The 22,267-nt window shown below is 67.8% G+C and carries 17 protein-coding genes; 10 read left to right on the top strand and 7 right to left on the bottom strand.

All coding sequences use genetic code 11. From position 1 onward, the window contains the following. The first annotated feature begins 56 nt into the window (after window positions 1-56). The 4 genes from VFY73_RS24875 to VFY73_RS24860 all read left to right on the top strand — a co-directional run bounded on the left by VFY73_RS24875 (window position 57) and on the right by VFY73_RS24860 (window position 5,331). On the top strand, window positions 57-1,007 hold the full coding sequence (locus VFY73_RS24875; protein WP_329723928.1) for a helix-turn-helix transcriptional regulator: 951 nt from the start codon (window positions 57-59) through the stop codon (window positions 1,005-1,007). Window positions 1,008-1,043: 36 nt separating this feature from the next. Continuing rightward, window positions 1,044-2,648 carry a sensor histidine kinase gene (locus VFY73_RS24870; RefSeq protein WP_329723926.1) on the top strand — a complete coding sequence of 535 codons (1,605 nt, stop codon included), beginning with the start codon at window positions 1,044-1,046 and terminating at the stop codon, window positions 2,646-2,648. Continuing rightward, window positions 2,645-3,340, top strand: coding sequence for a response regulator (locus tag VFY73_RS24865; RefSeq protein WP_329723924.1), 696 nt, complete (start codon window positions 2,645-2,647; stop codon window positions 3,338-3,340). Before VFY73_RS24870 ends, VFY73_RS24865 begins: the two co-directional genes overlap by 4 nt. A gap of 83 nt (window positions 3,341-3,423) precedes the next feature. Continuing rightward, window positions 3,424-5,331, top strand: coding sequence for a potassium transporter Kup (locus tag VFY73_RS24860; RefSeq protein ID WP_329723921.1), 1,908 nt, complete (start codon window positions 3,424-3,426; stop codon window positions 5,329-5,331). Window positions 5,332-5,352: 21 nt separating this feature from the next. Here VFY73_RS24860 and VFY73_RS24855 read toward each other — a convergent pair whose 3' ends face one another. The 5 genes from VFY73_RS24855 to VFY73_RS24835 form a co-directional block, all read right to left on the bottom strand. Then, window positions 5,353-6,612 (bottom strand): cation:proton antiporter, encoded by a 1,260-nt coding sequence (locus tag VFY73_RS24855; RefSeq protein WP_329723919.1) that lies wholly within the window; start codon window positions 6,610-6,612, stop codon window positions 5,353-5,355. Window positions 6,613-6,765: 153 nt separating this feature from the next. Continuing rightward, window positions 6,766-8,046: a glutamate--cysteine ligase gene (gene gshA, locus VFY73_RS24850; protein ID WP_329723917.1), complete on the bottom strand. Its 1,281-nt coding sequence runs from the start codon at window positions 8,044-8,046 to the stop codon at window positions 6,766-6,768. 177 nt (window positions 8,047-8,223) lie between these two features. Further along, the gene (locus VFY73_RS24845; protein WP_329723915.1) at window positions 8,224-9,759 is read right to left on the bottom strand and encodes an ammonium transporter; all 1,536 of its coding nucleotides are present in this window, start codon (window positions 9,757-9,759) and stop codon (window positions 8,224-8,226) included. Window positions 9,760-9,780: 21 nt separating this feature from the next. After that, window positions 9,781-10,119, bottom strand: a complete 339-nt coding sequence (locus VFY73_RS24840) for a P-II family nitrogen regulator (RefSeq protein WP_329723913.1) — start codon at window positions 10,117-10,119, stop codon at window positions 9,781-9,783. 26 nt (window positions 10,120-10,145) lie between these two features. Then, complete coding sequence (locus VFY73_RS24835; protein WP_329723911.1) at window positions 10,146-10,871, bottom strand: TorF family putative porin; 726 nt, start codon at window positions 10,869-10,871, stop codon at window positions 10,146-10,148. 283 nt (window positions 10,872-11,154) lie between these two features. On the opposite strand from VFY73_RS24835, the gene VFY73_RS24830 reads away from it, so the two are divergent. Next, a complete protein-coding gene (locus VFY73_RS24830) occupies window positions 11,155-12,693 on the top strand; it encodes a YifB family Mg chelatase-like AAA ATPase (RefSeq protein ID WP_329723909.1) in 1,539 nt (512 codons plus the stop codon). A gap of 9 nt (window positions 12,694-12,702) precedes the next feature. Here the strand turns inward: VFY73_RS24830 and VFY73_RS24825 are convergent, their stop codons facing one another. Together VFY73_RS24825 and VFY73_RS24820 are read right to left on the bottom strand one after the other, a co-directional pair. Next, window positions 12,703-13,698 carry a hypothetical protein gene (locus VFY73_RS24825; protein WP_329723907.1) on the bottom strand — a complete coding sequence of 332 codons (996 nt, stop codon included), beginning with the start codon at window positions 13,696-13,698 and terminating at the stop codon, window positions 12,703-12,705. Window positions 13,699-13,714: 16 nt separating this feature from the next. Further along, the gene (locus VFY73_RS24820; RefSeq protein WP_329723905.1) at window positions 13,715-14,944 is read right to left on the bottom strand and encodes a glycosyltransferase; all 1,230 of its coding nucleotides are present in this window, start codon (window positions 14,942-14,944) and stop codon (window positions 13,715-13,717) included. Window positions 14,945-15,231: 287 nt separating this feature from the next. On the opposite strand from VFY73_RS24820, the gene VFY73_RS24815 reads away from it, so the two are divergent. From VFY73_RS24815 to VFY73_RS24795, 5 genes are all read left to right on the top strand, one after another. Next, a complete protein-coding gene (locus tag VFY73_RS24815) occupies window positions 15,232-16,017 on the top strand; it encodes an ABC transporter permease (RefSeq protein WP_329723903.1) in 786 nt (261 codons plus the stop codon). Between the two features lie 10 nt (window positions 16,018-16,027). Beyond that, window positions 16,028-16,702, top strand: coding sequence for an ABC transporter ATP-binding protein (locus VFY73_RS24810; protein WP_329723901.1), 675 nt, complete (start codon window positions 16,028-16,030; stop codon window positions 16,700-16,702). Then, window positions 16,699-17,796, top strand: a complete 1,098-nt coding sequence (locus VFY73_RS24805; RefSeq protein ID WP_329723899.1) for a capsular biosynthesis protein — start codon at window positions 16,699-16,701, stop codon at window positions 17,794-17,796. Before VFY73_RS24810 ends, VFY73_RS24805 begins: the two co-directional genes overlap by 4 nt. A gap of 5 nt (window positions 17,797-17,801) precedes the next feature. Further along, window positions 17,802-19,562, top strand: a complete 1,761-nt coding sequence (locus VFY73_RS24800; RefSeq protein WP_329723897.1) for a polysaccharide biosynthesis/export family protein — start codon at window positions 17,802-17,804, stop codon at window positions 19,560-19,562. A gap of 70 nt (window positions 19,563-19,632) precedes the next feature. Beyond that, window positions 19,633-22,263, top strand: coding sequence for a glycosyltransferase (locus VFY73_RS24795; RefSeq protein WP_329723895.1), 2,631 nt, complete (start codon window positions 19,633-19,635; stop codon window positions 22,261-22,263). Window positions 22,264-22,267: the final 4 nt, after the last annotated feature.

Genomic DNA, 22,267 nt, shown 5'->3' with positions numbered 1-22,267 from the left:
TGTACTTTTCAGTACAAACTCTTCCCCGTCACGGTATGGATGGGGCGCGTACTGGTATGAAACGGACATCGTCGGGCCGGCAGGCGGCGCGCTCCGAGGCGGCGGTCGAGCGCATCCGGTATCGGCCGCGCGGGCGCTATGCGTTCGACGTTGAGTTGCTGCGCATGAGCGAGCTCCGGCAGCGTGTCGGGCCCGGCCCGCTGCGTCGCCCGCATCGGCTGGAGTACCACGAACTGGTCTGCGTGACGCACGGGCGTTGCCTCCATTCAGTGGATTTCGAGACCGTGGCGTGCGCCGCAGGTTCGGTGGTCGTTCAGCAGCCATTTCAGACCGAGCAGTTCGACGTCGAGTCCGACTGGGACGGCTGGCTGGTGCTGTTCCGGCCGGAGTTTCTGCCGCGGGCGCTGGGCCGCACGGACGAGACCAGCACGCCGGGCCTCGACCTGCCGTACCTGATGGCCGGGTTGCCCAGCCACCTCGCCTTGTCACCGCGGGAGTTCCAGGCCGTGCAAGAACTGCTGGCGCGCATGGCCGCCGATGCGGCCTCGGCCGGGCCGGCGCAGCAGGTGCAGGCGCTGCTGCGCTACCAGCTGTGCGGCCTGCTGGTTCGGTTGGGGCTGGCCGCCGACGCCGGTCGCGCCGAGCCTGCGCCTGCCGCCCGCGAGCAGCGGCGCTTCCAGCGCTTCGGTGAACTGCTGGAACAGTCGCATGCGCGCTGGCACCACGTGACACCCTATGCCCAGGCACTGGGCTGCAGCGAGAAGACCCTCTCGCGGACGACCCGGGCGGTGGCCGGCACGAACGCCAAGGCCTTCATCGCGGCCCGGCTGGCCCTGGAAGCCAAGCGGTTGCTGACCCACAGCGCGCTGTCGGTGGGCGCGATCGCCGATCAGCTCGGGTTCGACGACGCGAGCAACTTCGTCAAGTTCTTCCGCCGCCACGCAGGCTGTGCGCCGACCGAGTTCCGCCGCCGGGGCCCGACGAATGGCGGGCCGACGCCTTCCTGATGCCATCCTGACGCGACAACGGTTAGCCTCGCGGGCATGAGTGCCCTGACGACGACAGGCCGGCCGGGTTGGCAGCGCGGCCTGCAGACCGTGTTGATGCAGCCATCGCACGTCAGCCTGAAGCGCCGGCTGGTCGGCACGGCCGCCGCGCTGGTGCTGTGGCTCGCGGCCTGGGCCGGCGCCACGCTGCTGGACCACCACACCGACTTGGCGAACCAGGCGATGTTGTTCGTCATCGCGTCGGTGCTGGCCAGCATCTGGCTGTCGGCGCCGGCGGCGTTTGCCTTTGCGCTGGCCTGCACGCTGAGCTTCAACTGGGGCTTCGTGCCGCCGCGTGGCAGCCTGGGGGTCAACCTGGAGCGGCATGCGGTGCTGCTGGCGGCGATGCTGATCGTCAGCTGGTTGATCGCCGGGCTGGTGGCGCGCCTGCGGGCCCAGGCGGCGGCGGCGCGTGACGCCGCACGCTGGGCCGCGAGGCTGCAGGCGGTGGGCGAGGCGCTGCGCGACAGTGCCGACCCGCAGCAACAGGCCGAGCCGGTGGCGCAGGCGCTGTCCGAGCTGGGCGGGGCCCCGTCCGCACTGATGCTGTTGCGCGACCAGCTGCCGCAGGCCGACCAGGCCGACGCGGTGTGGCAGCACGGCACTCTCGATGCCGACGAGCGCGCCGGCCTATGGTTGTGCCTGCGCCAGTCGCAGGCCTTCGGGCCGGGCACGGGTCGCCACGGCGAGCAGCCGGCCTGGTACCTGCCGCTGCGTTCGCGCGGCGCCAGCTACGGTGCCGCGCTGATGCGCTTGGCCGAGCCCGAGCATGCGGCCGACGGCACGCGGGCGCGCGCGCAAGCGCTGTGCGACCTGCTCGGCGTGGCGCTGCAACGTGCGGTGCTGGCGCGCCAGACCGAATCGGCCCATGCGCTGGCGCAGACGCAAGGCGTGCGCAACGCGCTGCTGGCTTCGATCTCGCACGACTACCGCACACCACTGGCGGTGATTCTCGGCGCCGCGTCGTCGCTGCAGTCGCAGGGCGAACGCTTGTCTGCGACCCAGCGCGAGCGCCTGGCCGGCCAGATCGTCGACGAGGTTGAGCAACTGAGCCGCATGACCGACAACACGCTGCAGCTGGCGCGGCTCGATGCGCCGGGCGTCGCGCTGCGGCTCGATTGGGAATCGGTCGAAGAGATCGTCGGCACTGCACTGGCGCATGCACGGCGGCGTGACGGCGAGCGTCGCCTGCGCGCGCGGCTCGAGCCGGGGCTGCCGTTGCTGCGTTGCGACGCGATGCTGTTGTCGCAGCTGCTGGACAACCTGGTCGACAACGCGCTGAAGTACAGCGAGGGGCCAGTCGAGCTGGTCGTGCGCCAGCAGTTGCGGCTGCCGGGCGAGGCGGGCGACGCGCAGGTCGTGCTGGCGGTGCGCGACCGTGGGGCCGGCATCGCGCCCGCCGAGCGCGGCAAGGTCTTCGAAGTCTTTCAGCGGGGTGACGGCGCCGCCGCAGCGCGCGGTGCCGGCGTTGGCCTGGCCGTTTGCCGCGCGATCGCCCGCGCCCATGGCGGTGAGCTGAAGCTGCGCGCACGGGCCCATGGTGGCAGCAGTTTCGAGCTCTGGTTGCCGGTGCTGCCGGCGCCGCAAGAGGAGGCTGCGTGATCAGGGTCCTGCTGGTCGAAGACGACCGCGACCTGCGCGTGACGCTGCGCGACGCGTTGGCGCTCGAAGGCTACGAGGTCAGCACCGCCGCCAGCCTGAGCGAAGGCCTGGCGCTGTGGACCCACGCGCGGCCAGCGCCGGACCTGGTGCTGCTCGATCTGGGCCTGCCCGACGGCGATGGCGAAACGCTGCTGGCCACGCTGCGCAAGCGCGATGCGGTGCCGGTGCTGGTGATCTCTGCGCGCCAAGCCGATGGACAGAAGATCCGCCTGCTCGACGCCGGCGCGGACGACTACCTCGTCAAGCCCTTCAGCATCGGCGAGCTGCTGGCGCGGCTGCGCGTGGCCTTGCGCCACCGTGGCACGGCGTTGAAACCGGCGCTGACCCGCTATGAAGCCGACGCCCTGGTGGTCGACCTCGCGGCGCACCGCGTCAGCCTGCGGGGTGAGCCGGTGCACCTGACGCCGACCGAGTTCAAGCTGCTGGCCCGGCTGGTGCGCAGCGCCGGCCAGGTGGTGACCCATCGCCAGTTGCTGGCCGATGTGTGGGGTGAAGAGTTCACCGAACACACCCACTACCTGCGCCTGTACATGGGCCAACTGCGCGCCAAGCTCGAAGCCGATTCGGCCGACCCGCAGCGTCTGCTGACCGAGCCCGGTGTCGGCTACCGGCTGGTCGAACCGGCCGCTTGATCGACCCGCGGGCTTTGCTCGTCTTTATGCGTTCCTGATGCCCGGTTGGCGACCATCGCGGCCGGTTCAACCAGGGAATGCACATGAGCTCCACCACCGCCTTGGCGCCTCAAGCCGCCAGTGGCCTGCAACGTTCGTCGCTGGGTGCGTTGACGCTCGGCGCCGTCGGTGTCGTCTACGGCGACATCGGCACCAGCCCGCTCTACACGGTCAAGGAGATCTTCTCACCGGCCACCGGCGTCGCGCTGAATGCCGACAACCTGATCGGCGCGGTGTCGCTGATCTTCTGGGCCCTGATGCTGATCGTCACGCTGAAGTACGTGGTGCTGATCCTGCGGGCCGACAACCGCGGCGAGGGCGGCGCGTTGGCGCTGACCGCCCTGGCCACGCACGCGGTGGCGCGCAAGCCGCGCCTGCGGCGGGTGCTGCTGATACTCGGCGTCTTCGGCGCAACGCTGTTCTACGGCGACAGCGTGATCACCCCGGCGATCACGGTGCTCGGAGCGATGGAGGGTCTGGAGGTCGTCTCGCCGGACCTGAAAGCCTGGGTGCTGCCCCTGTCGATCACGGCGCTGGTCGGCCTGTTCGTCGTGCAACGCTTCGGCACCGCGATGGTGGGCCGGGCCTTCGGGCCGGTGATCGTGCTGTGGTTCGTCGTGCTGGCGGTCAGCGGCATCGTGCAGATCATCGAGCAACCGGCCATCCTGGCCGCGCTGAATCCGCTGCGGGGGCTGGCCTTCCTGAGCGGCAGTGGCTGGCAGGTCTTTGCGCTGGTGGGGGCAGTGGTGCTGGCACTGACCGGCGCCGAGGCGCTGTACGCTGACATGGGCCACTTCGGCCGGCTGCCGATCCAGCTGGCCTGGGGGGCGCTGGTGCTGCCGTCGCTGGCACTGAACTACCTCGGCCAGGGGGCGCTGCTGATGGGTGACCCGACGGCGCTGGAGAACCCGTTCTTTCGCCTGTTTCCGTCGGCCTGGGTGCTGCCCGCGGTGGGCCTGGCGACTTTGGCTGCCATCATCGCCTCGCAGGCGGTGATCTCCGGGGCCTACTCGATGACGCGCCAGGCGATCCAGCTCGGCTTCCTGCCGCGCATGACGATCCGCTTCACGTCGGCCCGCGAGATGGGGCAAATCTACATGCCGGCCGTCAACTGGGTGCTGCTGGCCTGTGTGATCGGCGCGGTGCTGGGTTTCGGCAGCTCGACGGCGCTGGGCGGCGCGTACGGGATGGCGGTGACGCTGACGATGCTGATCACGACGGTGCTGACGTTCTTCGTCGTGCGCGAGGGTTGGCGCCTGCCGGGGCCGCTGGCGTGGGGCGCGACGGCGGTTTTCCTGACGCTGGACGTGGCGCTGGTGGCCAGCTGCGCGGTCAAGCTGTTCGACGGGGGCTGGTTCCCGCTGGTGTTGGGCGTGTTGATCTTCGGCTTGATGAGCACCTGGGCCCGTGGTCGCGCGCTGGTGATGGACAGCATCGAAAGCGATGGCCTGGCGCTGGCGCCGTTCATTGCGAGCCTGGATCCGTCCGACCTGCAGCGCAGCCGCCGTACGGCCGTCTACCCGGTCGCCAACGCCGAGATGGTGCCGCAGGCGCTGTTGCACAACCTGAAGCACTACCAGGTACTGCACGAGCGCAACCTGATCCTGACAGTGCACTATGAGGAGGTGCCGTGGGTGCCTGCCGACGAGCGGGTCTCGGTGCAGGACCTGGGCAACGCGTTCTGGCGCGTCGGCCTGCACTTCGGTTTCATGGACACCCCCGACGTGCCGCAGGCGTTGGCGCTGGCCGAGAAGAAGGGCCTGCCGGTCTCGGCCTTCGAGACCAGCTACTTCCTCAGCCGCGAGACCGTGGTGCCCACGCCGGGCACTGGCATGACCGGCTGGCGCGAGCGTCTGTTTGCCGCGATGACGCGTAACGCCCGCAGCGCGGCGGCGTATTTCCGGCTGCCCGACAACACGGTGGTCGAGCTGGGCACGCGGGTGCAGATCTAGCTAGCGCTCCGCGCTTGCGCATCAGGCGGGCGTGGGCAACGCGCCGGGAGCGCCGACGCGGCGACGCATGACCCAGTTGAAGATCGGCGTGGCCATCACGGTGCTGGTGACGGCCATCAGGACCAGGATCGAGAACAGCCCGGGCTCGATCACGCCGGCCGCCAGGCCGATGTTGATGATGATCAGTTCCATCAGCCCCCGCGCGTTCATCAGTGCACCGATCGCCATGGCGTCGGTGTTGCTCTCGCCGTTCAGCCGCGCGGCGGCCCAACAGGCGATGCCCTTGCCGCAGAACGAAGCCGCCAGGATGGCCAGCGCGGCGCCCATGATCGACGCGTCGAACAGCATGTCCAGCCGGGTGTTCAGGCCCGAGTAGGTGAAGAACATCGGCAGCAGGAAGACCACGACGAAGGGCTGCAGGCTGTCGCGCAACTTTTCGGCCAGCGGGCCGCGCGGCATCACGCAACCGAGCAGGAAGCCGCCGAACACCGCGTGGATGCCGATCGCGTCCATCGCGAAGGCACAGCTGGCGAACAGCGCCAGCACCGTCGCCAACAAGCTGTTGGGCAGCGGCACACCGGGATGGACATGACGCGCCAGGCGGCGCAGCAGGCGGTGTCCGATGGTCGTCATGAAGATGGCGAACGCTGCCCCGCCCCCGATGGCGGTGTAGGCGCCTGACCACGATCCACCAAAGCTGGCCAGCACGATGGCCAGGATGCACCATGCGGCCGCGTCGTCGACGGCGCCTGCGGTCAAGGTGAGGGTGCCGAGCGATGTGCCGGCCAGCCCCCGCTCGTGGATGATGCGGGCCAGCATCGGGAAGGCCGTGATCGCGATCGAGGCCCCCAGGAACAGCGACGCTTCGAAGACCCTGGTCTTGGCGGCGAACAGGCCCGGTATGGTGCACAGCCACGGCGCCAGCACGAAGGCCAGCAAGAATGGCACGGCAATGCCGGCGAGAGACACCGAGACGGCGCTGCGGGCCCGCTGCTTGAAGTGGTCGGCACGGAATTCGAGGCCGACCAGGAACATGTAGAGCCCGACGCCCAGCTGCGCGGCGACGTACAACGTCCCCTTGCTCTCTTTCGGGAACAGCGCCGCCTGCCAGTCGGGCGCCAGCAGGCCGAACAGCGACGGCCCGAGCAGCACGCCGGCAATCATTTCGCCGACGACCTGCGGCTGCCCGAGGCGTTGTGCCAGCCGGCCGACCAACTGACTGGCCACGATGATGACGACCGCCTGGGCGAAGAAATAGACCGAGAGCTGGGACGTGGGCATGCGAACGGAGTGGTCTGAAAGCGCTTTCTTGCTGATCGCACGGATTATTGACATGCGGCTGCGTGCCACCCAGCGGGGAATCCCGCGGGTCTCGTCCCGGATCGAGGGTCTTCGCTGCAGCCAAGCCGGCGCGCGGCCGGGCGCCGGCGCTTCTTACTCGTAGACCTCGGCGTTCGGGTCCGTCGCTTCGAGTTCGTAGGCAGCGGCCAGCATCGCCAGCCGGCCGATCACGCCGTACATGTAGAAGCGGTTTGGCGCGCTGGCGCCAGGCTTCTCGCCCGGCTTGGGCAGGTGGTGGCTTTCTGCGAAAGCCAACGGCACGAAGCTCGCGCCCGGGGCGTTGAGGTTCTGGTCGATGCCCCGGTCGGCGTGGATACGGTAGAAACCGCCGACGACGTAGCGGTCGATCATGTAGACCACCGGCTCGGCCACCGCGTCGTTCATCCGTTCGTAGGTCGGCACGCCTTCCTGGATGATCACCTCGACCGCCGGGCCCATCGCCTGGCGGACGCGGTGGTTCACGTCGTCCAGCTCCTTCGCATCACGCACCGTCATCAGGCCCAGGCCGCTTGGCCCGTTGTCGGCCTTGACGACGACGAACGGCTTCTCGTTGATGCCGTATTCCTTGTGCTTGCGACGGATCTTGGTCAGCAGCGCGTCGACGTTGCTCTGCACGCAGTCCAGGCCTTGCGGCTGCTGCCAGTCGACCTGGCCGCAATGGGCGTGCATCGGGTTGATCAGCCACGGGTCCATGCCGAGCAGCTTGGCGAACTTCTTCGCCACCTCTTCATAGGCCTGGAAGTGGCGGCTCTTGCGGCGCGCACCCCAACCGGCGTGCAGCGGCGGCAGCAGGTATTGCTCGTGCAGGTTGTCCAACACCTTCGGCACACCGGCCGACAGGTCGGTGTTCAGCAGGATCGTGCAGGGGTCGAAATTCTTCAGCCCGAGGCGACGCTTGCTGCGCAGCAGTGGCTCCAGCTCGAGGTGGCTGCCGTCCGGGAGATCCAGCGCGGTCGGCTCGGTGATGCTGTCGTCCAGCGTGCCCAGGCGCACGTTCAGCCCGGCGAGCGAGAAGATCTGCACCAGCCGCTGCAGGTTCATCAGGTAGAACTTCTTGCCGGTGAGCGTGGTTTCGGGCACCAGCAGCAGGTTCTTCGCCTCGGGGCAGATCTTCTCGATCGCCGCCATGGCCGCCTGCACCGCGAGCGGCAGCATGTCGGGCGTCAGGTTGTTGAAGCCGCCGGGGAACAGGTCGGTGTCGACCGGCGCCAGCTTGAAGCCGGCATTGCGGATGTCCACCGAGCTGTAGAACGGTGGCGTGTGCTCCATCCATTCGAGCCGGAACCAGCGCTCGATCGCCGGCATCGACTCCAGGATGCGCTGTTCCAGCTCGTTGATGGGGCCGGTGAGCGCGGTGACGAGATGCGGGACCATGGCGGCGGCGATGCAGAAGGAAGATCGATTTTGGCAGATGGGGTTGCCGCGCCCGATTTGCAACATGCGCATCGGCCGGCACCAATGAAAAGGCCGCCCGAAGGCGGCCCTGAACACGGGTCGAGGCGGCGGCCGAGCGGCCCGCGCTCGGCCGCTCCGGTACCCCGAAGCCGGGTGCTACTTGTTGTACGCCGTTTCGCCGTGCGAGGTGATGTCCAGGCCCTCGCGCTCTTCGTCTTCGGGCACGCGCAAGCCGATCACCAGGTCGACGACCTTGAAGGCGACCACCGACACCAGGCCCGACCAGACCACGGTGATCAGCACTGCCTTCAGCTGCACCCAGACCTGGGCCGCGATCGAGTAGGCCTCGGGCGCCGTCATCGCGACGGTCGACCAGTCGGCCACGAAGCTCGGGCCGCCCAGGTTCGGCGAGTTGAAGACACCGGTTAGCAGCGCCCCCAGGATGCCGCCCACGCCGTGCACGCCGAAAACATCCAGCGTGTCGTCGGCGCCCAGCAGCTTCTTCAGGCCGTTCACACCCCACAGGCAGGCGAAGCCGGCGACGATGCCGATGATCAGCGCACCGCCGACACCGACGTTGCCAGCCGCAGGGGTGACGGCGACCAGGCCGGCCACCGCGCCTGACGCGGCGCCCAGCATCGAAGCCTTGCCCTTGTGCAGCGCTTCACCCACCGACCAGGCCAGCACCGCGGCGGCGGTGGCGACGAAGGTGTTCATGAAGGCCAGCGCGGCGAAGCCGTTGGCTTCGAGTGCCGAGCCGGCGTTGAAGCCGAACCAGCCCACCCACAGCAGCGCCGAGCCGACCATCGTCAGCGTCAGGCTGTGCGGCGCCATCGACTCCTTGCCGTAGCCGATGCGCTTGCCGACCATGTAGGCACCCACCAGGCCCGCGACCGCGGCGTTGATGTGCACCACGGTGCCGCCCGCGAAGTCCAGTGCCCCCATCTGCCAGATGTAGCCGGCCTTGGCGGTCATCTCGTCGGCCACGCCGGCGGCGCCGGTGTAGGCGTCCGGGCCCATCCAGAACCAGACCATGTGGGCGATCGGCGCGTAGCTGAAGGTGAACCACAGCGCCATGAACAACAGCACCGCCGAGAACTTGATGCGCTCGGCAAAGGCGCCGACGATCAGCGCACAGGTGATGCCGGCGAACGTGGCTTGGAATGCAGCGAAGACGATCTCGGGGATGTAGACGCCCTTGCTGAACGTGGCGGCGTTGGCGAAGGTGCCGGCCGCGTTGTCCCAGATGCCCTTGAGGAACAGCCTGTCGAAGCCGCCGATGAAGGCGTTGCCTTCGGTGAAGGCCAGGCTGTAGCCGTAGATGACCCACAGCACACCGATCATCGAGAAGGTGACCATCACCTGCATCAGCACCGACAGCATGTTTTTGCTGCGCACCAGGCCGCCGTAGAACAGCGCCAGGCCCGGCACGGTCATCATGATGACCAGCAGCGTCGAGACCATCATCCAGGCGGTGTCGCCCTTGTTCGGCACCGGGGCAGCCGCGGCGGCGGCGGCGGCTGGAGCGGCTTCCGTTGGCGGTGGCGTGGCGGCGTCCGAGACCGCGGCTTCGGCCACAGGGGCGCTGGCCGTGGCCGCCGGCGCCGAGGCGGCGCTGTCCTGCGCCAGCGATACCCCGGCAAAGCCCAGGGCGGCCAGGCCCAGGACGAAGGAGGCAAGAAGTTTTCTCATTGCGGTTTGTCTCGGATGTAGTTAGAGGGCGTCCTTGCCGGTCTCGCCGGTTCGGATGCGCACGACCTGCTCCAAGGCAGAGACGAAGATCTTGCCGTCACCGATCTTGCCTGTGCGGGCCGAGGCCTCGATGGCCTCGATCACGCGGTCGACGAGTGCGTCGTCGATCGCCGCTTCGATCTTCACCTTGGGCAGGAAGTCGACCACGTACTCCGCGCCGCGGTACAGCTCGGTATGGCCTTTTTGACGACCGAAGCCCTTTACTTCGGTCACCGTGATGCCTTGAACGCCGATGGCGCTCAGGGCCTCACGCACTTCGTCCAGCTTGAACGGCTTGACGATCGCGGTCACCATTTTCATGGTTGTTTGCTCCTAGGTTTGGGGCTTCAGAAGTTGTACTTGACGCCCAGCACGGCGCCGGCCTTGCCGAGGTCCTTGCCGTTGGGCCCGACGTAGGCGTCGGTGTCGGTGTCGACAACGGCCAGGCTGGGCACCAGGCCGTTGAAGTCTTTGCTGATCGCCAGCGAGTAGTCGGTGTAGCTGGCAGCGCTGAGGTGGCGCACCGTCTGGTGACCGATGTGTGGCGCCAGCATCCAGCCGCCACCGACGTCGAACGACGCCGACAGGTCGACATACCCGCTGCCTTTGCTGTCGGCGAAGCCGAACAGGTTGGTCACGCTGTGCGAGTACTTCAGCGTGAACATCGCGTAGCTCAAGGCGCCGTAGATCTCAGTGGTGTTGGCGCTGGGGTCCAGGTCGTTGCCGGGGTACTGGTAGGTCAGCGCGCCCACATCGAGCGTGAAGCCCTTGGCGATCTCGCCCTTCCAGCCGCCGTACAGGTCGATTTCGATGTCCGCATTGCCACCAGCGTCGTCGATCCACTTGATCGTCGAGGCCCAGGTGCCAAGGTACAGGCCGTTGGCCAGGCCCAGGTCGATGCCGCCTTGCAGCGCCGGCTGCAGACGGGTTTGCGAGATGCCGCGGTAGCGGTAGTCGCTGACGGCGCCGACGTTGAAGGTCAGCGACGTGTCGGCGGCCTGCGCCGCGCCAGACCCCAGCAGCGCCACCCACAAGGTGGTGGCCATCAGGCCCGGGCTCATAGTTCTCGTCATTCGCGCACTCCTCAATGCAAATGGACTCCCGCGGGGTTGTTTGCAGCTTCCGTGCCATGGTGACCCGGTGATGCGGTCACAAGCGGAAACGTCGCACAGCGGTGCATTGGTGGTGGCCCGCGATGCACCAAAGGCGATCGCTGATGCGAAATGGCACCAATGCGGTGCGCTATTGCCTCCCCCAAGCGGGGGAAGGGCATTTCCGGCTCGCCTGCGCACAATCGCGGGGACATTGGGGCGACCGGCGATGCACCGGCGCTTTCGTCGAGGGAGGTTGTTTCGCATGTCGTTGGCCGTTGTCGCCAGCCGCGCCTTGGACGGGCTCGCGGCGCCCGAAGTCCGGGTCGAGGTTCATCTGGCCAATGGCCTGCCCAGCTTCACGCTGGTCGGCCTGGCCGACACCGAGGTCAAGGAGGCCCGCGAACGGGTGCGCGCAGCGTTGGCGGAGAGCGGCTTTGCCTTCCCGCACAACAAGCGGATCACCGTCAATCTGGCGCCCGCCGATCTGCCCAAGGAGTCCGGCCGTTTCGACCTGCCGATCGCACTCGGCATCCTGGCTGCGCAGGGCCTCGTCGATATCCGGCGGCTGAAGGGCCTCGAGTTCGCCGGCGAGTTGTCCTTGGCGGGCGAGTTGCGGCCGGTGCGGGGTGCATTGGCACTGGCGTTGGCAGCGCGGGAGGCGACGCCGCGTCCGACGCTCGTGCTGCCGGCGGCCAGTGCGGCCGAGGCGGCACGGGTCGAAGGGCTCGACATCCGCGCTGCGCGCCACCTGGTGGAGGTGGTCCAGGCCCTGCAGCCGGTGGGAGGTGGCCAGGCCAGCGGCTTGGGACTGCCGATGGCGCAGGCTGAAGCCGACGCTGGCGCGGTCGCGTTGACCGACCTGCGCGACGTCAAGGGTCAATCGGCCGCGAAGCGTGCGCTGGAGATCGCCGCGGCCGGCGCCCACAGCGTGCTGCTGGTGGGACCGCCGGGCACCGGCAAGTCAATGCTGGCCCAGCGGCTGGCCGGTCTGCTGCCACCGATGAGCGACGACGAGGCCCTGGCGACCGCGGCGTTGCACAGTGTCTCGGTGCGTGGCTTCGAGCCGGCGCAATGGCGCATCCGGCCGGTGCGCCACCCCCACCACAGCGCCAGCGCGGTTGCGCTGGTGGGGGGCGGTTCGCCCCCGCGACCGGGCGAGATTTCGCTCGCCCACGGCGGGGTGCTGTTCCTCGACGAGCTGCCCGAGTTCCCGCGCGCAGCGCTCGAGGCCTTGCGAGAGCCGCTGGAGACCGGGCAGATCACGATTTCGCGGGCAGCACGGCAGGCCCAGTACCCGGCACGCTTCCAGCTCGTGGCCGCGATGAACCCTTGTCCTTGCGGTTGGCTGGGGGCTTTCGCCGCCACGGGCAAGAACTGCCGTTGCTCGCCCGACGCGGTGGCGCGCTACCAGGGCAAGCTGTCGGGTCCGCTGTTGGACCGCATCGACATGCAGGTCGAGGTGCCCGCGATCACGGCCGCGGCACTGATGGGCGCTGCCGACGGTGAGGCCAGCGCGGCCGTGGCCGAGCGCGTGGCGCACGCGCGGCAGCGACAGCTGCAACGCCAAGCGACACCGAACAGCGAGATTGCCGCCGGCGAGTTGGATGCGGTGTGCCGCCTCGAGCCTGCCGCCGCTCAATTCCTGCAAGCCGTGGCTGGCCGGCTGGGTTGGTCCGGCCGCAGCCTGCACCGAGTGATGAAGCTGGCTCGCACGATTGCCGACCTGGCCGGTGCAGGCGAGGTGAGTGTCGCCGCGGTGGCCGAGGCGGTGCAGTACCGGCGCGCGCTGCCCGAAGCCTGAACGCGGCCGTCAGCCAAAGCGCGCGCGTGCCGCCGCGACGCGTTCAGCGCGGCCCGGTGCGTCGCCGGCCCAGCGCGCGATCGCCTCGACCCAGGCTTCGGGCTCGTTCGGCAGCAGCACACCGTCGATGCCGTCACGCACGAAACCTTCGTAGGGCGGCACCTGGCTGTACAGGCCCAGCGCGCCCTGGCGGGTGTAGTCGATGAACTTGACCGGCCCGCGTGCGGCGTTGAAAACGCCCGGCAGCAGTGGGGCCAGACCGATGTCGGCCGGCTGGCCGGCGGTGTAGGCAAGGTAGCTTTCCCAGCGCATGGGGTGCAGCACCGCGACGCGCGGCAGGTCACGAAAGCGCCGGTTGACTGGCAACTCGCCGAACAGTTCGAACCAGGTGTGGGCGCAGCGCCGCTGCACCTCGGCCATCACGTCATGCAGCCACTCGATTTCACGCTGGTGAGAGGCCGTGCCGTGGTAGACGACGCGTACTGCTACCCCGGGCTCTACGAGGCGGCGCGGCGGCGCCAGCGGCAACACGGTCGGCCGGGCCTCCGCGTACTTGCGGGCCAGCGCCTCGGTGGCGACCCACCACTGGCTGCCCATCTGCTCGAACCACGGCCGCTGTGACAGCGCGAGCTGACGAATCTTGCGCGCATAGGGGGCGGCGAGTTCGGTCAGTGCCTCCGGATCGAGCAGGTCATCGTCGAGGAACCAGGCCAGCCCGGCCAACTCGGGCCGTTGGCGCTCGACGGCCTGGCGCCAGGGGGCGTGCAGATACCGCTGCACGACCACGAAGTCGCCGGGCTCGATCTGGCCGGTGCGGGGCGCCTGGCGGGCATCCAGCCGCACCACCGGCGGACCCATCGCGGCCAACCACGGCAACAGGATGTAGTCGCCGCTGGGCGTGGCCCCTTCTTCCAACACCAGCAGGCGACGCGCCGCCGCGGCGGTGGCCGGCGTGCCAACTGGCGGCACGATGCGGGCCTGGCTGCCGAGCAGGCGGCGCCACATCAGGTCGCTCCATCCCTCATACCGGCTGCTCCATCAGCGTCGACAGCATGGCCCGCCATTGCGGCAGGCAGACGCTGCGCAGGTCGCAACGTTCGACCACCGTGCGGCGGGCGGCTTCGCGCAAACTGGCGTGGGCAGGCCGGTTGCGCACCGCGTCTTCGACCAGGTCGGCCAATGCGTGCTGATCGAAGAAGTCGAAAAGGCTGCCGTTGACGCCGTCCTCGATGTAGTCCTGCACCGGCGCCGTGCGGCTGCCGACCACGTGGCAGCCGGCGCTCATCGCCTCGAGGCAGCTCCAGGACAGCACGAATGGGTAGGTCAAGTAGACGTGGGTCGCCGACACCTGCAGCAGGCGCAGGTAGCTGGCATAGGGCAGCTGGCCGAGGAAATGGACGCGGCTCAGGTCCAGGTCGCCCGCCACCTCGTCGAGAAAACGCTGCTTCCAGGTCGTGCCGGCCGGCGCGGCGGCGCCGTAGCTGACGCTGTCCGCCCCGACCAGCAGCACCCGCGCATCGGGCAGACGGCGCTGGATCTCGGGCAGGGCACGCATGAACACATGGTAGCCACGGTAGGGCTCCAGGTTGCGATTGACGAAGGTCACCACTGGATCGCCGGCGGCGAGTTCGACCGGCACTTGGGGGTGCGTGAAGCGCGCGGCCGGATCGGGCCGCACGTGGTCGGTGTCGATGCCGTCGAAGATCACGTCAACGCGCGAGCGGTACTCGGCCGGTAGCCGCGAAGCCTGCCAGGCGGTTGGCGCGACGCCATGGTCCATCGCCAGCAGCGACTCGATCAAGGCCAGGTTTTTCAGCCGATGTTTCATCCGGGCCTCGATCGACGGCGCGGAGAACTCGGGGTCGAAGCCGAAATCGCCGTCCGGCGTGCCGTGGAAGAATTCGAGCAGGCTGACCAGCTTGGTGTCGGGGAAGACGTCCTTGACGAACAGCGCTTCGCCCCAGCCCGGGTTGGTGATCACCAGGTCCGGCCAATAGCCACCCTTGGCCAGCTGCAGCATCGCCGCCGCGCAAGCCTCGGCGCGCAGGATCTTGGTTTCGGCCTCCCTCAGCAGAGGGTGCACGTCCTTGCCGGGGCGCCGCTGAACGCCATAGACGTGCTGGGTGACGCCGCGCGGCGGGGGGCGCTGGTGCATCGCCAGCGCGTCGACCCGGTGCCCCGCCGCGGCCAGGGCCGGGGCCAGGTGGCGGAACTGGCCGGGGAAATTCTGGTGGATGAAGAGGATGTTCATGGTGGCGCGCGGCGCATTGTCGTCGGCAGCGCATCGGCCCGGGGCCGGGCCGGATGTGGCGCCGGCGCAGCGCTGCGGGAGGCTGCCCCCAATTCGTGGAGGGGCTTGGGGCCTGGCCAGGGCACAATGGCGGCGCGAATGACAAGGCACCCGGTCTTGGCCTGGGTGCCGGCCGCGGAGGGATTTGTGCTGATACTTGCTGACAGACCGCCGGGACCTCCCCCTGTCGCGTCGGATAGAGTTCCCGCTTTGCTGGCGCGTTCGACCGGCATCGCCCAACCCCGACCATGAAACGCAGTTCCTGGCAAATCCAGAAGGCCGTCGTCTTCGCGCTCATCCTGCGCGAGTTGAAGACGCGCTTCGGCAATCGCCTGGTCGGCCTGGTCTGGGTGCTGTTCGAGCCGATGGCCAACATCGCGGTGCTGCTGCTGCTGCGCGTGATCGTTCGTGAACGCACCGCGGGCGTGATGATCGACGTGGCGGTCTACCTGACGATCGCGATGATCCCGTTCTTCACCTTCCGCAATATCTGGTTCCGGATGATGAACGCGGTCGAGGGCAATGCGGGCCTGTTCGGCTACCGGCAGGTCAAGCCGGCCGATGCGATGGCCGCGCGGGCGATCATGGAAGTCGTGATGTACACGATGATCTTCGTCGCTTTCATGCTGATCTTCGCCTGGATGGGCTATCGCTGGCTGCCGGACAAACCCATTGAATACATGGGCATCGTTTCGATCTTCATCCTCTGGGGCGTCGGAGCAGGGTTGATGTCGGCCGTGGGCGTGAAGAAGTTCCCGGCACTCAGCACCTTCCTGCAGCTGACTTCGTTTCCGCTGTATCTGTCTTCGGGCGTGCTGATCCCCATCACGAATTTCCCGCCCCTGGTGATCCAGATCCTGATGTGGAACCCCTTGCTGCATCTGGTCGAGCTGTCGCGCTGGGCCTTCTTCCCGACTTACCACCCGCTGATGGGCGTCAACCTCGACTACCCATTGGCGGTGGGCATGGTGCTGCTGTTCCTCGGCGTGTCGCTGTTCTTTGTCAACCGGCAGCGCGTGCTGGTTCGGTCGTGAGCAAGACGCGATGATCGAACTGCGAAACCTCACCAAGTCGTACCCGAGCGCCCATGGCCGGAAGTACGTCTTCAAGGACCTGAATTTCAAGTTGCCGAGCGGCTCCGGCGTGGGCCTGATCGGCCGCAACGGCGCAGGCAAGTCGACCTTGCTGAACCTGCTGGCCGGGCTGGATTCGCCCGACCGAGGCGAGGTGATCACGAGCGAAAGCATCTCCTGGCCAGTCGGGCTGTCGGGGGGGTTCCAGGGCTCGCTGAGTGCGCGCGACAACACCCGCTTCGTCTGCCGGGTGTTCGGCGCGTCCGGGCCGGAGAAGCGCGAGAAGATCGAATACGTCGAGAAGTTCGCCGACATCGGCGATTACTTCGACCTGCCGATGCGCTCGTACTCGCCCGGCATGCGCGCACGCGTGGCCTTCGGCATCAGCATGGCCTTCGACTTCGACTACTACCTGATCGACGAGGTCATGGCCGTGGGCGATCCGATCTTCCGCAAGAAGGCGGCCCAGGTGTTTCGGGAGAAACTCGCCGGCGCCGGCGTGATTCTGGTGTCTCACAACCATAAGGACATCAAGGACCTGTGCAGCACCGTTGTGTTTATCCACAACGGTCATGCGACGGTGTACGACGATGTTGACGAGGGTCTCGCGGCCTTCCAGGAACTACTCAAGGCAACGCAACCATGAAGGCATCTGCATTCACGCCCCGCCGGCTCAAGCTGGCCTTGATTGCCCTGCCGATGGCGTTGGGCTTGATCTACTACGCGGTGATCGCTTCCGACCGCTACACCAGCAAGTCGATGATTGCGGTGCAGTCGGCACTCGTCAATCCAGGAAGCGGCGGCGCCATCTCGCTGGGCACCGGCGCCGGGCTGATGGGCTGGCAGGACACCTTGTACGTGATGGACTACGTGCACTCGGCGACGCTGGCGCAAGAACTGGACAAGCGGTTGAAGCTGCGCGATCACTTCGAACAGTCCCGCGCCGACGTCTTCTACCGCCTGTGGCCGGGCAGCAGTGCGGAGTGGTTCTTCAAGTACTACCGTTCGCGCGTCGAGCTGGAATTCAGCGACGTCAACGGCCTGCTGACGATTCGCACCCAGGGTTTCGACCCCGAGATGGCCGAGAAGTTGAACCGGGCGATCCTGGATTCGGCCGAGCGTTTCGTCAACGAGTTCTCGCACCGCATCGCCTCCGAGCAGATGCAATTCTCGAAGGGCGAGTTCAATGCGGCGGCCCTCAAGTGGCAGGCCGCCAAGGCCAAGCTGGTCGAATTTCAGACGGTCAACAAGATCCTCGATCCGATCGCCCAGTCGACTGCCGCGTCGGCGCTGACCGCCGAACTGCAGGCGACCGTGGCGCGCCTGGAGGCCGAGCTGAAGAGCAAGCTGGCGTTCATGCAGCCGGATGCGCCGCAGATCGTGACCTTGAAGCAGCAAGTGGCCGCCAACCGGGCCCAGCTGGACGCGGAGAAGGCGCGCACGACCAACTCCGAGGGCGGTGATCGCCTGGGCACGCTGAACACCCAGTACCAGGCCCTGGTGCTGGACGCCGCGATTGCAGAAGACCAGTACAAGGCTGCCAACGCCGCATTGGAGGCGGCGCGCCTTGAGGCGGTACGCAAGCTCAAGAGCCTGGTCATCGTCGAGGCGCCGATCAAGGCCGAGTCGGCGGAGTACCCTCGCCGCATCTACAACCTGCTCACCTTGCTTGCGCTGTGCGCCATCGTCTACTCGGTGGTCCGGCTGATCGTCGCCACCATCCAGGAACATCAGGACTGAACGCCATGAACCGCACCACACCACGCGCCCTGATCGCGGCCTTGACGCTCAGTGCGCTGACCAGCCTGGCCCTGGCGCAGACGACACCGCAGACCACGCAGCCCGGAACCGTGCCGCCGACGACCACCGGCACGACGACGACGGCGGCGCCGACGCCGAATACCGGCGTGCCCACGGCGGGCACCTCGGCCCAGCCACAGGCGCCGGTGCCCGTCGGCGCCCCGGTGGTGGCGCCTCCGTCGCCCACGGCGCCATTGCCGCCGACGCCAACGGCCACCACCGGTGCCAAGCCGATCGTTTTCGGCTCGCAAATGTTCAGCGGCCGCTTCGGTGCCGTGACGTTCAGCGGCTTCAACCCCGACTACCAGCTGGCCATCGGTGACCGCGTGCTGGTGCGCTTGTGGGGTGCCGCCGGCTACGAGGCGGTGCAGCCGATCGATGCTCAGGGCAACATCTTCATTCCCAACGTCGGCCCGGTGAAGGTGGTCGGCGTTCGCAATGGCGACCTGAACCAGTTGGTCGACAACGCGGTCAAGAAGGTCTTCCGTGCCAACGTCGGTGTCTATGCGACGCTGGAGGCGGCGCAGCCGGTGAAGGTCTACGTCACCGGCTTCGTCCGCGCGCCGGGTCTGTACGGCGGCCTGTCATCCGACTCGGTGCTGTACTACATCGACCGCGCCGCCGGCATCGACCCGGATCGTGGCAGCTACCTGGCGGTGGACGTGATGCGCAACGGCAAGCTGCGCGCGCGGATCGACCTGTACAAATTCCTGCTGAAAGGCGAGATCGAGGCGTTGCAGCTGCAGGACGGCGATACCATCGTCGTGCCCCCGCGCCGCCATGCGGTGGTCGTGTCGGGTGAGGTGCTGAACCCGTACCAGTTCGAGCTCAGCAAGCCGCAGGTGACCGGCACCGAGCTGATGGCACTGGCGCAGCCGAATCCGAATGCGACCCACATCAGCATCGTGCGTTCGATCGGTGCCGAGCGCCGCAGCGAGTACCACCCGATCGAAAAGGCCGCGGAGGTCGTCATCCAGGCCGGCGACGAAGTCGGCATCACGGCCGACAAGTACCCGGCCACGATCCTGGTCCGCATCGATGGCGCCCACCTGGGCGAGCGCTCGTTCGTGATGCCGTACGGCGCGCGCCTGCGGGACGTGATCGCCCGCCTGAAGCCAGCGCCGCAGGCGAACATGGACGCGCTGCAGCTGTACCGCCGGTCGGTGGCGGCCAAGCAGAAAGAAAGCCTGGACCAGACGCTGCGGGGCCTGGAGGTAACGGCGCTGACCGGTCGCTCGTCGACGATGGAAGAAGCGAACCTGCGCAAGACCGAGGCCGAGCTGATCCTGCAGTTCGTCGAGCGCGCTCGCCAAATCGTGCCCAAGGGCCAGGTGGTCTTGGCCAGCAAGGAGCAGGCGCCTGAAACGGTGATGGAAGACGGCGATGTCGTCCGCCTGCCCGAGCGCAGCAACCTGGTTTCGGTCAGTGGTGAGGTCACCTTCGCCAACACCCTGGTCTACACGCCCAACTACGGCGTCGACGAGTATGTCGACCTGGTCGGCGGCTACACCCAGCGTTCGGATCGGAACAAGACGCTGCTGATGCGTCCGGATGGCAGCATTGCGCCGAGCGGTGCCAAGCCCGGTCCGGGCGACGAGATCATCGTCTTCCCGAAGGTCGAGACCAAGTGGGTGGAAGTGGCGCGTGGCATCACGTCGATCCTCTATCAACTGGCGATTTCGGCCAAGGTGCTGACCACCTTCTGACAGTGAGCGCCCGGCACGACTCGACAAGGGTCGGTCCGGGCCAGGGACGGGCGGCAATGGAGGCGGCTTTGTGATTGCGGTACCCAAGCGTGCCTTCGACGCCCAGGTGATGCTGCAAGGCATCCGCCTGGTGCGTGCCGTCGGTCGTTTGTGGGGCAACCGGCAGGCGCTGCTGTCGTTCGAGATCGAGCTGACGCGTCATCTGGGCCTGTTCGATCGTGAACACTACCTGGCCCAGATCGAGCCGAGTGAGCTGCGCGGCATGTCGCCGTTACGCCACTACGTGCTGGTGGGCGATTCGGCCAACCTGTCGCCGACGCCGTTGTTCGATCTGCGCCATTACGACGCCCATTGCGGCCCGCGCCACGGCATCAACCGGCTGCTGCACTACGGCCTGGTATCGCGTTTCCAGGGCCTGTCGCCGACGCCGTGGTTCGACGCCGAGTACTACCTGCAAAGCAACCCTGACGTGGTCCAGTCCGGCCTGGACGCGCTGGAGCACTTCCAGCGCTGGGGCTGGCGTGAGGGGCGCAGCCCGCTGCCGGGGGTCGACATGCGGCGTCTGCTCGGCTCGCAGCCGGGCCTGCGCGTGGCCAAGGGCAACCCGCTGTCGCTGTTCGCCACCGGTCATGTCGCGCATCACCTGAACGACAAGCAGACGATGTCGCGGGTGCTGCCTGCGGCCGCTGTGGATGCTGCCGAAGCCGACATGCTCGACCCGGCACGCTGGGCCACGCTGGCACCGCGTCCACGCACCGCCGAGCCGGTCGTCGACGTGATCATTCCGGTCTATGGGGGAGCCCAGGAAACGCTGCGTTGCCTGTGGACGGTGCTGAGTGCGCCGGTCAACACACCGCACGAAGTGATCGTGATCAACGATGCAGGCCCCGTGCCCGAACTGAACGCGATGCTGCGCAGCCTGGCCGGGCGCGATCTCTTCACGCTCGAGCAGCACCGGATGAACCAGGGCTTCGTCAAGACGGTGAACCGTGGCTTGCGGCTGCACCGTGACCGCGACGTGGTCATCCTCAACAGCGACACCGAGGTTTACAACGACTGGCTGGATCGGCTGCTGCGCCATGCAGCGGATCACCCGCGGCTGGCAACCGTGACGCCGCTGTCGAACAACGCGACGATCTGCAGCTACCCGGAAACGCTGAGCGACAACCGGCTGGGCCTGGAGATCACGCCGGCCGAGATCGACCGCCTGGCGGCCGAGGTGAACCCGGGCAAGCATGTCGGCACGCCGACCGGGGTCGGCTTTTGCATGTACATGCGGCGCGAGGCGATCCGCGACATTGGGCTGCTCGACGAGCGCCATTTCGGCCGTGGCTACGGCGAAGAGAACGACTTCTGCCAGCGCGCCATCCGGCGCGGCTGGAGCAATGCGCTGGCCTGCGACGTGTTCGTGCGCCATGTCGGCTCGGTCAGCTTCAAGGGTGAAGCCGCCGAGCGCACCGCCAAGGCGATCCGGACGCTGGCCAAGCTGCATCCGCACTACGAGGCCGATGTCGCACGGCACATTGCCGAAGACCCCGCCTGGGTCTACCGGGCCCGCATGGACCTGGCGCGGCTGAAGCGCCTGAAGACCGCCCGCAACGTGCTGCTGGTCTGCCACAACCGAGGCGGCGGCACCGAGCGTCATTTGCTGGAGCAGTCTCAACACCTGCTGGCTCAGGGCGCCGCGGCCTTCGAGCTGCGACCCTCGCACGAGGCCGGCTGCGTTGCGCTGCTGCACCCTGGCTTGTATGGCCTGCAGAACCTGGCCGCGCTGCCCTTGCATGTGGACGGCATGCTCGAGGAAGCGCTGCGCGAGCTGTCGATCAGCGAGATCCATCTGCACCACCTGATCGATTTCCCGGCCGCGACCGCGCAGCACCTGATGGGGGCCGCGCAGCGCCTGGGCCTGGCGATCCGGCTGGCCGTGCATGACTACTACGCAGTCTGTCCACGCGTCAACCTGGTCACGCCGGAAGGGCGCCACTGCGGTGAACCGAGCGCCGACGACTGCAACCGTTGCCTCACGCAAGACAAACTGATCGAGCAGACCGGCACGATCGAGACTTGGCGGGCGCAATCGCTGCAACTGCTGGCCGCGGCGCAGCAGGTCGTCGTGCCTTCGGCTGACGTCGCCCGTCGTCTGGCTCAGATGGCGCCGCAGCTGCGCGTCAGCATCGAGCCGCATGAAGACGATCCGCCGCCGCGCGAATCGCCACCGCTGCGCCTGGCACCGGGCGAGTCGCTGCGGGTGCTGGTCATCGGCGCGATCAGCCGAATCAAGGGCTATGACGTCGTGCTCGGGCTGGCCCAGTCGGTGCGTAACCGCGCATTGCCGCTGAAGGTCTCGCTGCTTGGCTATTCGATGGACGATCCGCGCCTGGCCGACCAGGGCGTGGTGCTGCTGGGTCGTTACTTCGATAACGAGCTGCTCGAAAAGATCAGCGCCGCCGATCCGCATGTCGTGCTGATCCCCTCGATCTGGCCGGAGACCTATTGCTATGTGCTGTCCGGCGCGCTGCACAGCGGCCGCCGCATCGCAGTGTTCGACCTCGGAGCCCAGGCTGAACGCACGCGCCTGAACGATCCGTCGCACCTGCTGCTGCCGCTGTCGCTGGCCGACCACCCGGACGAACTGGCCGACCGGTTGCTGTCTGCCGCGTCCTTCGATTTACCGCTGGCTGACTTGCGGCCGGCGGCCTGACGTT

The organism is Ideonella sp., from assembly GCF_036277275.1.
GTDB lineage: Bacteria > Pseudomonadota > Gammaproteobacteria > Burkholderiales > Burkholderiaceae_C > Ideonella.
Note: the sequence above shows the minus strand (reverse complement) of the source record. Positions and strands in the feature narration are given on the sequence as shown.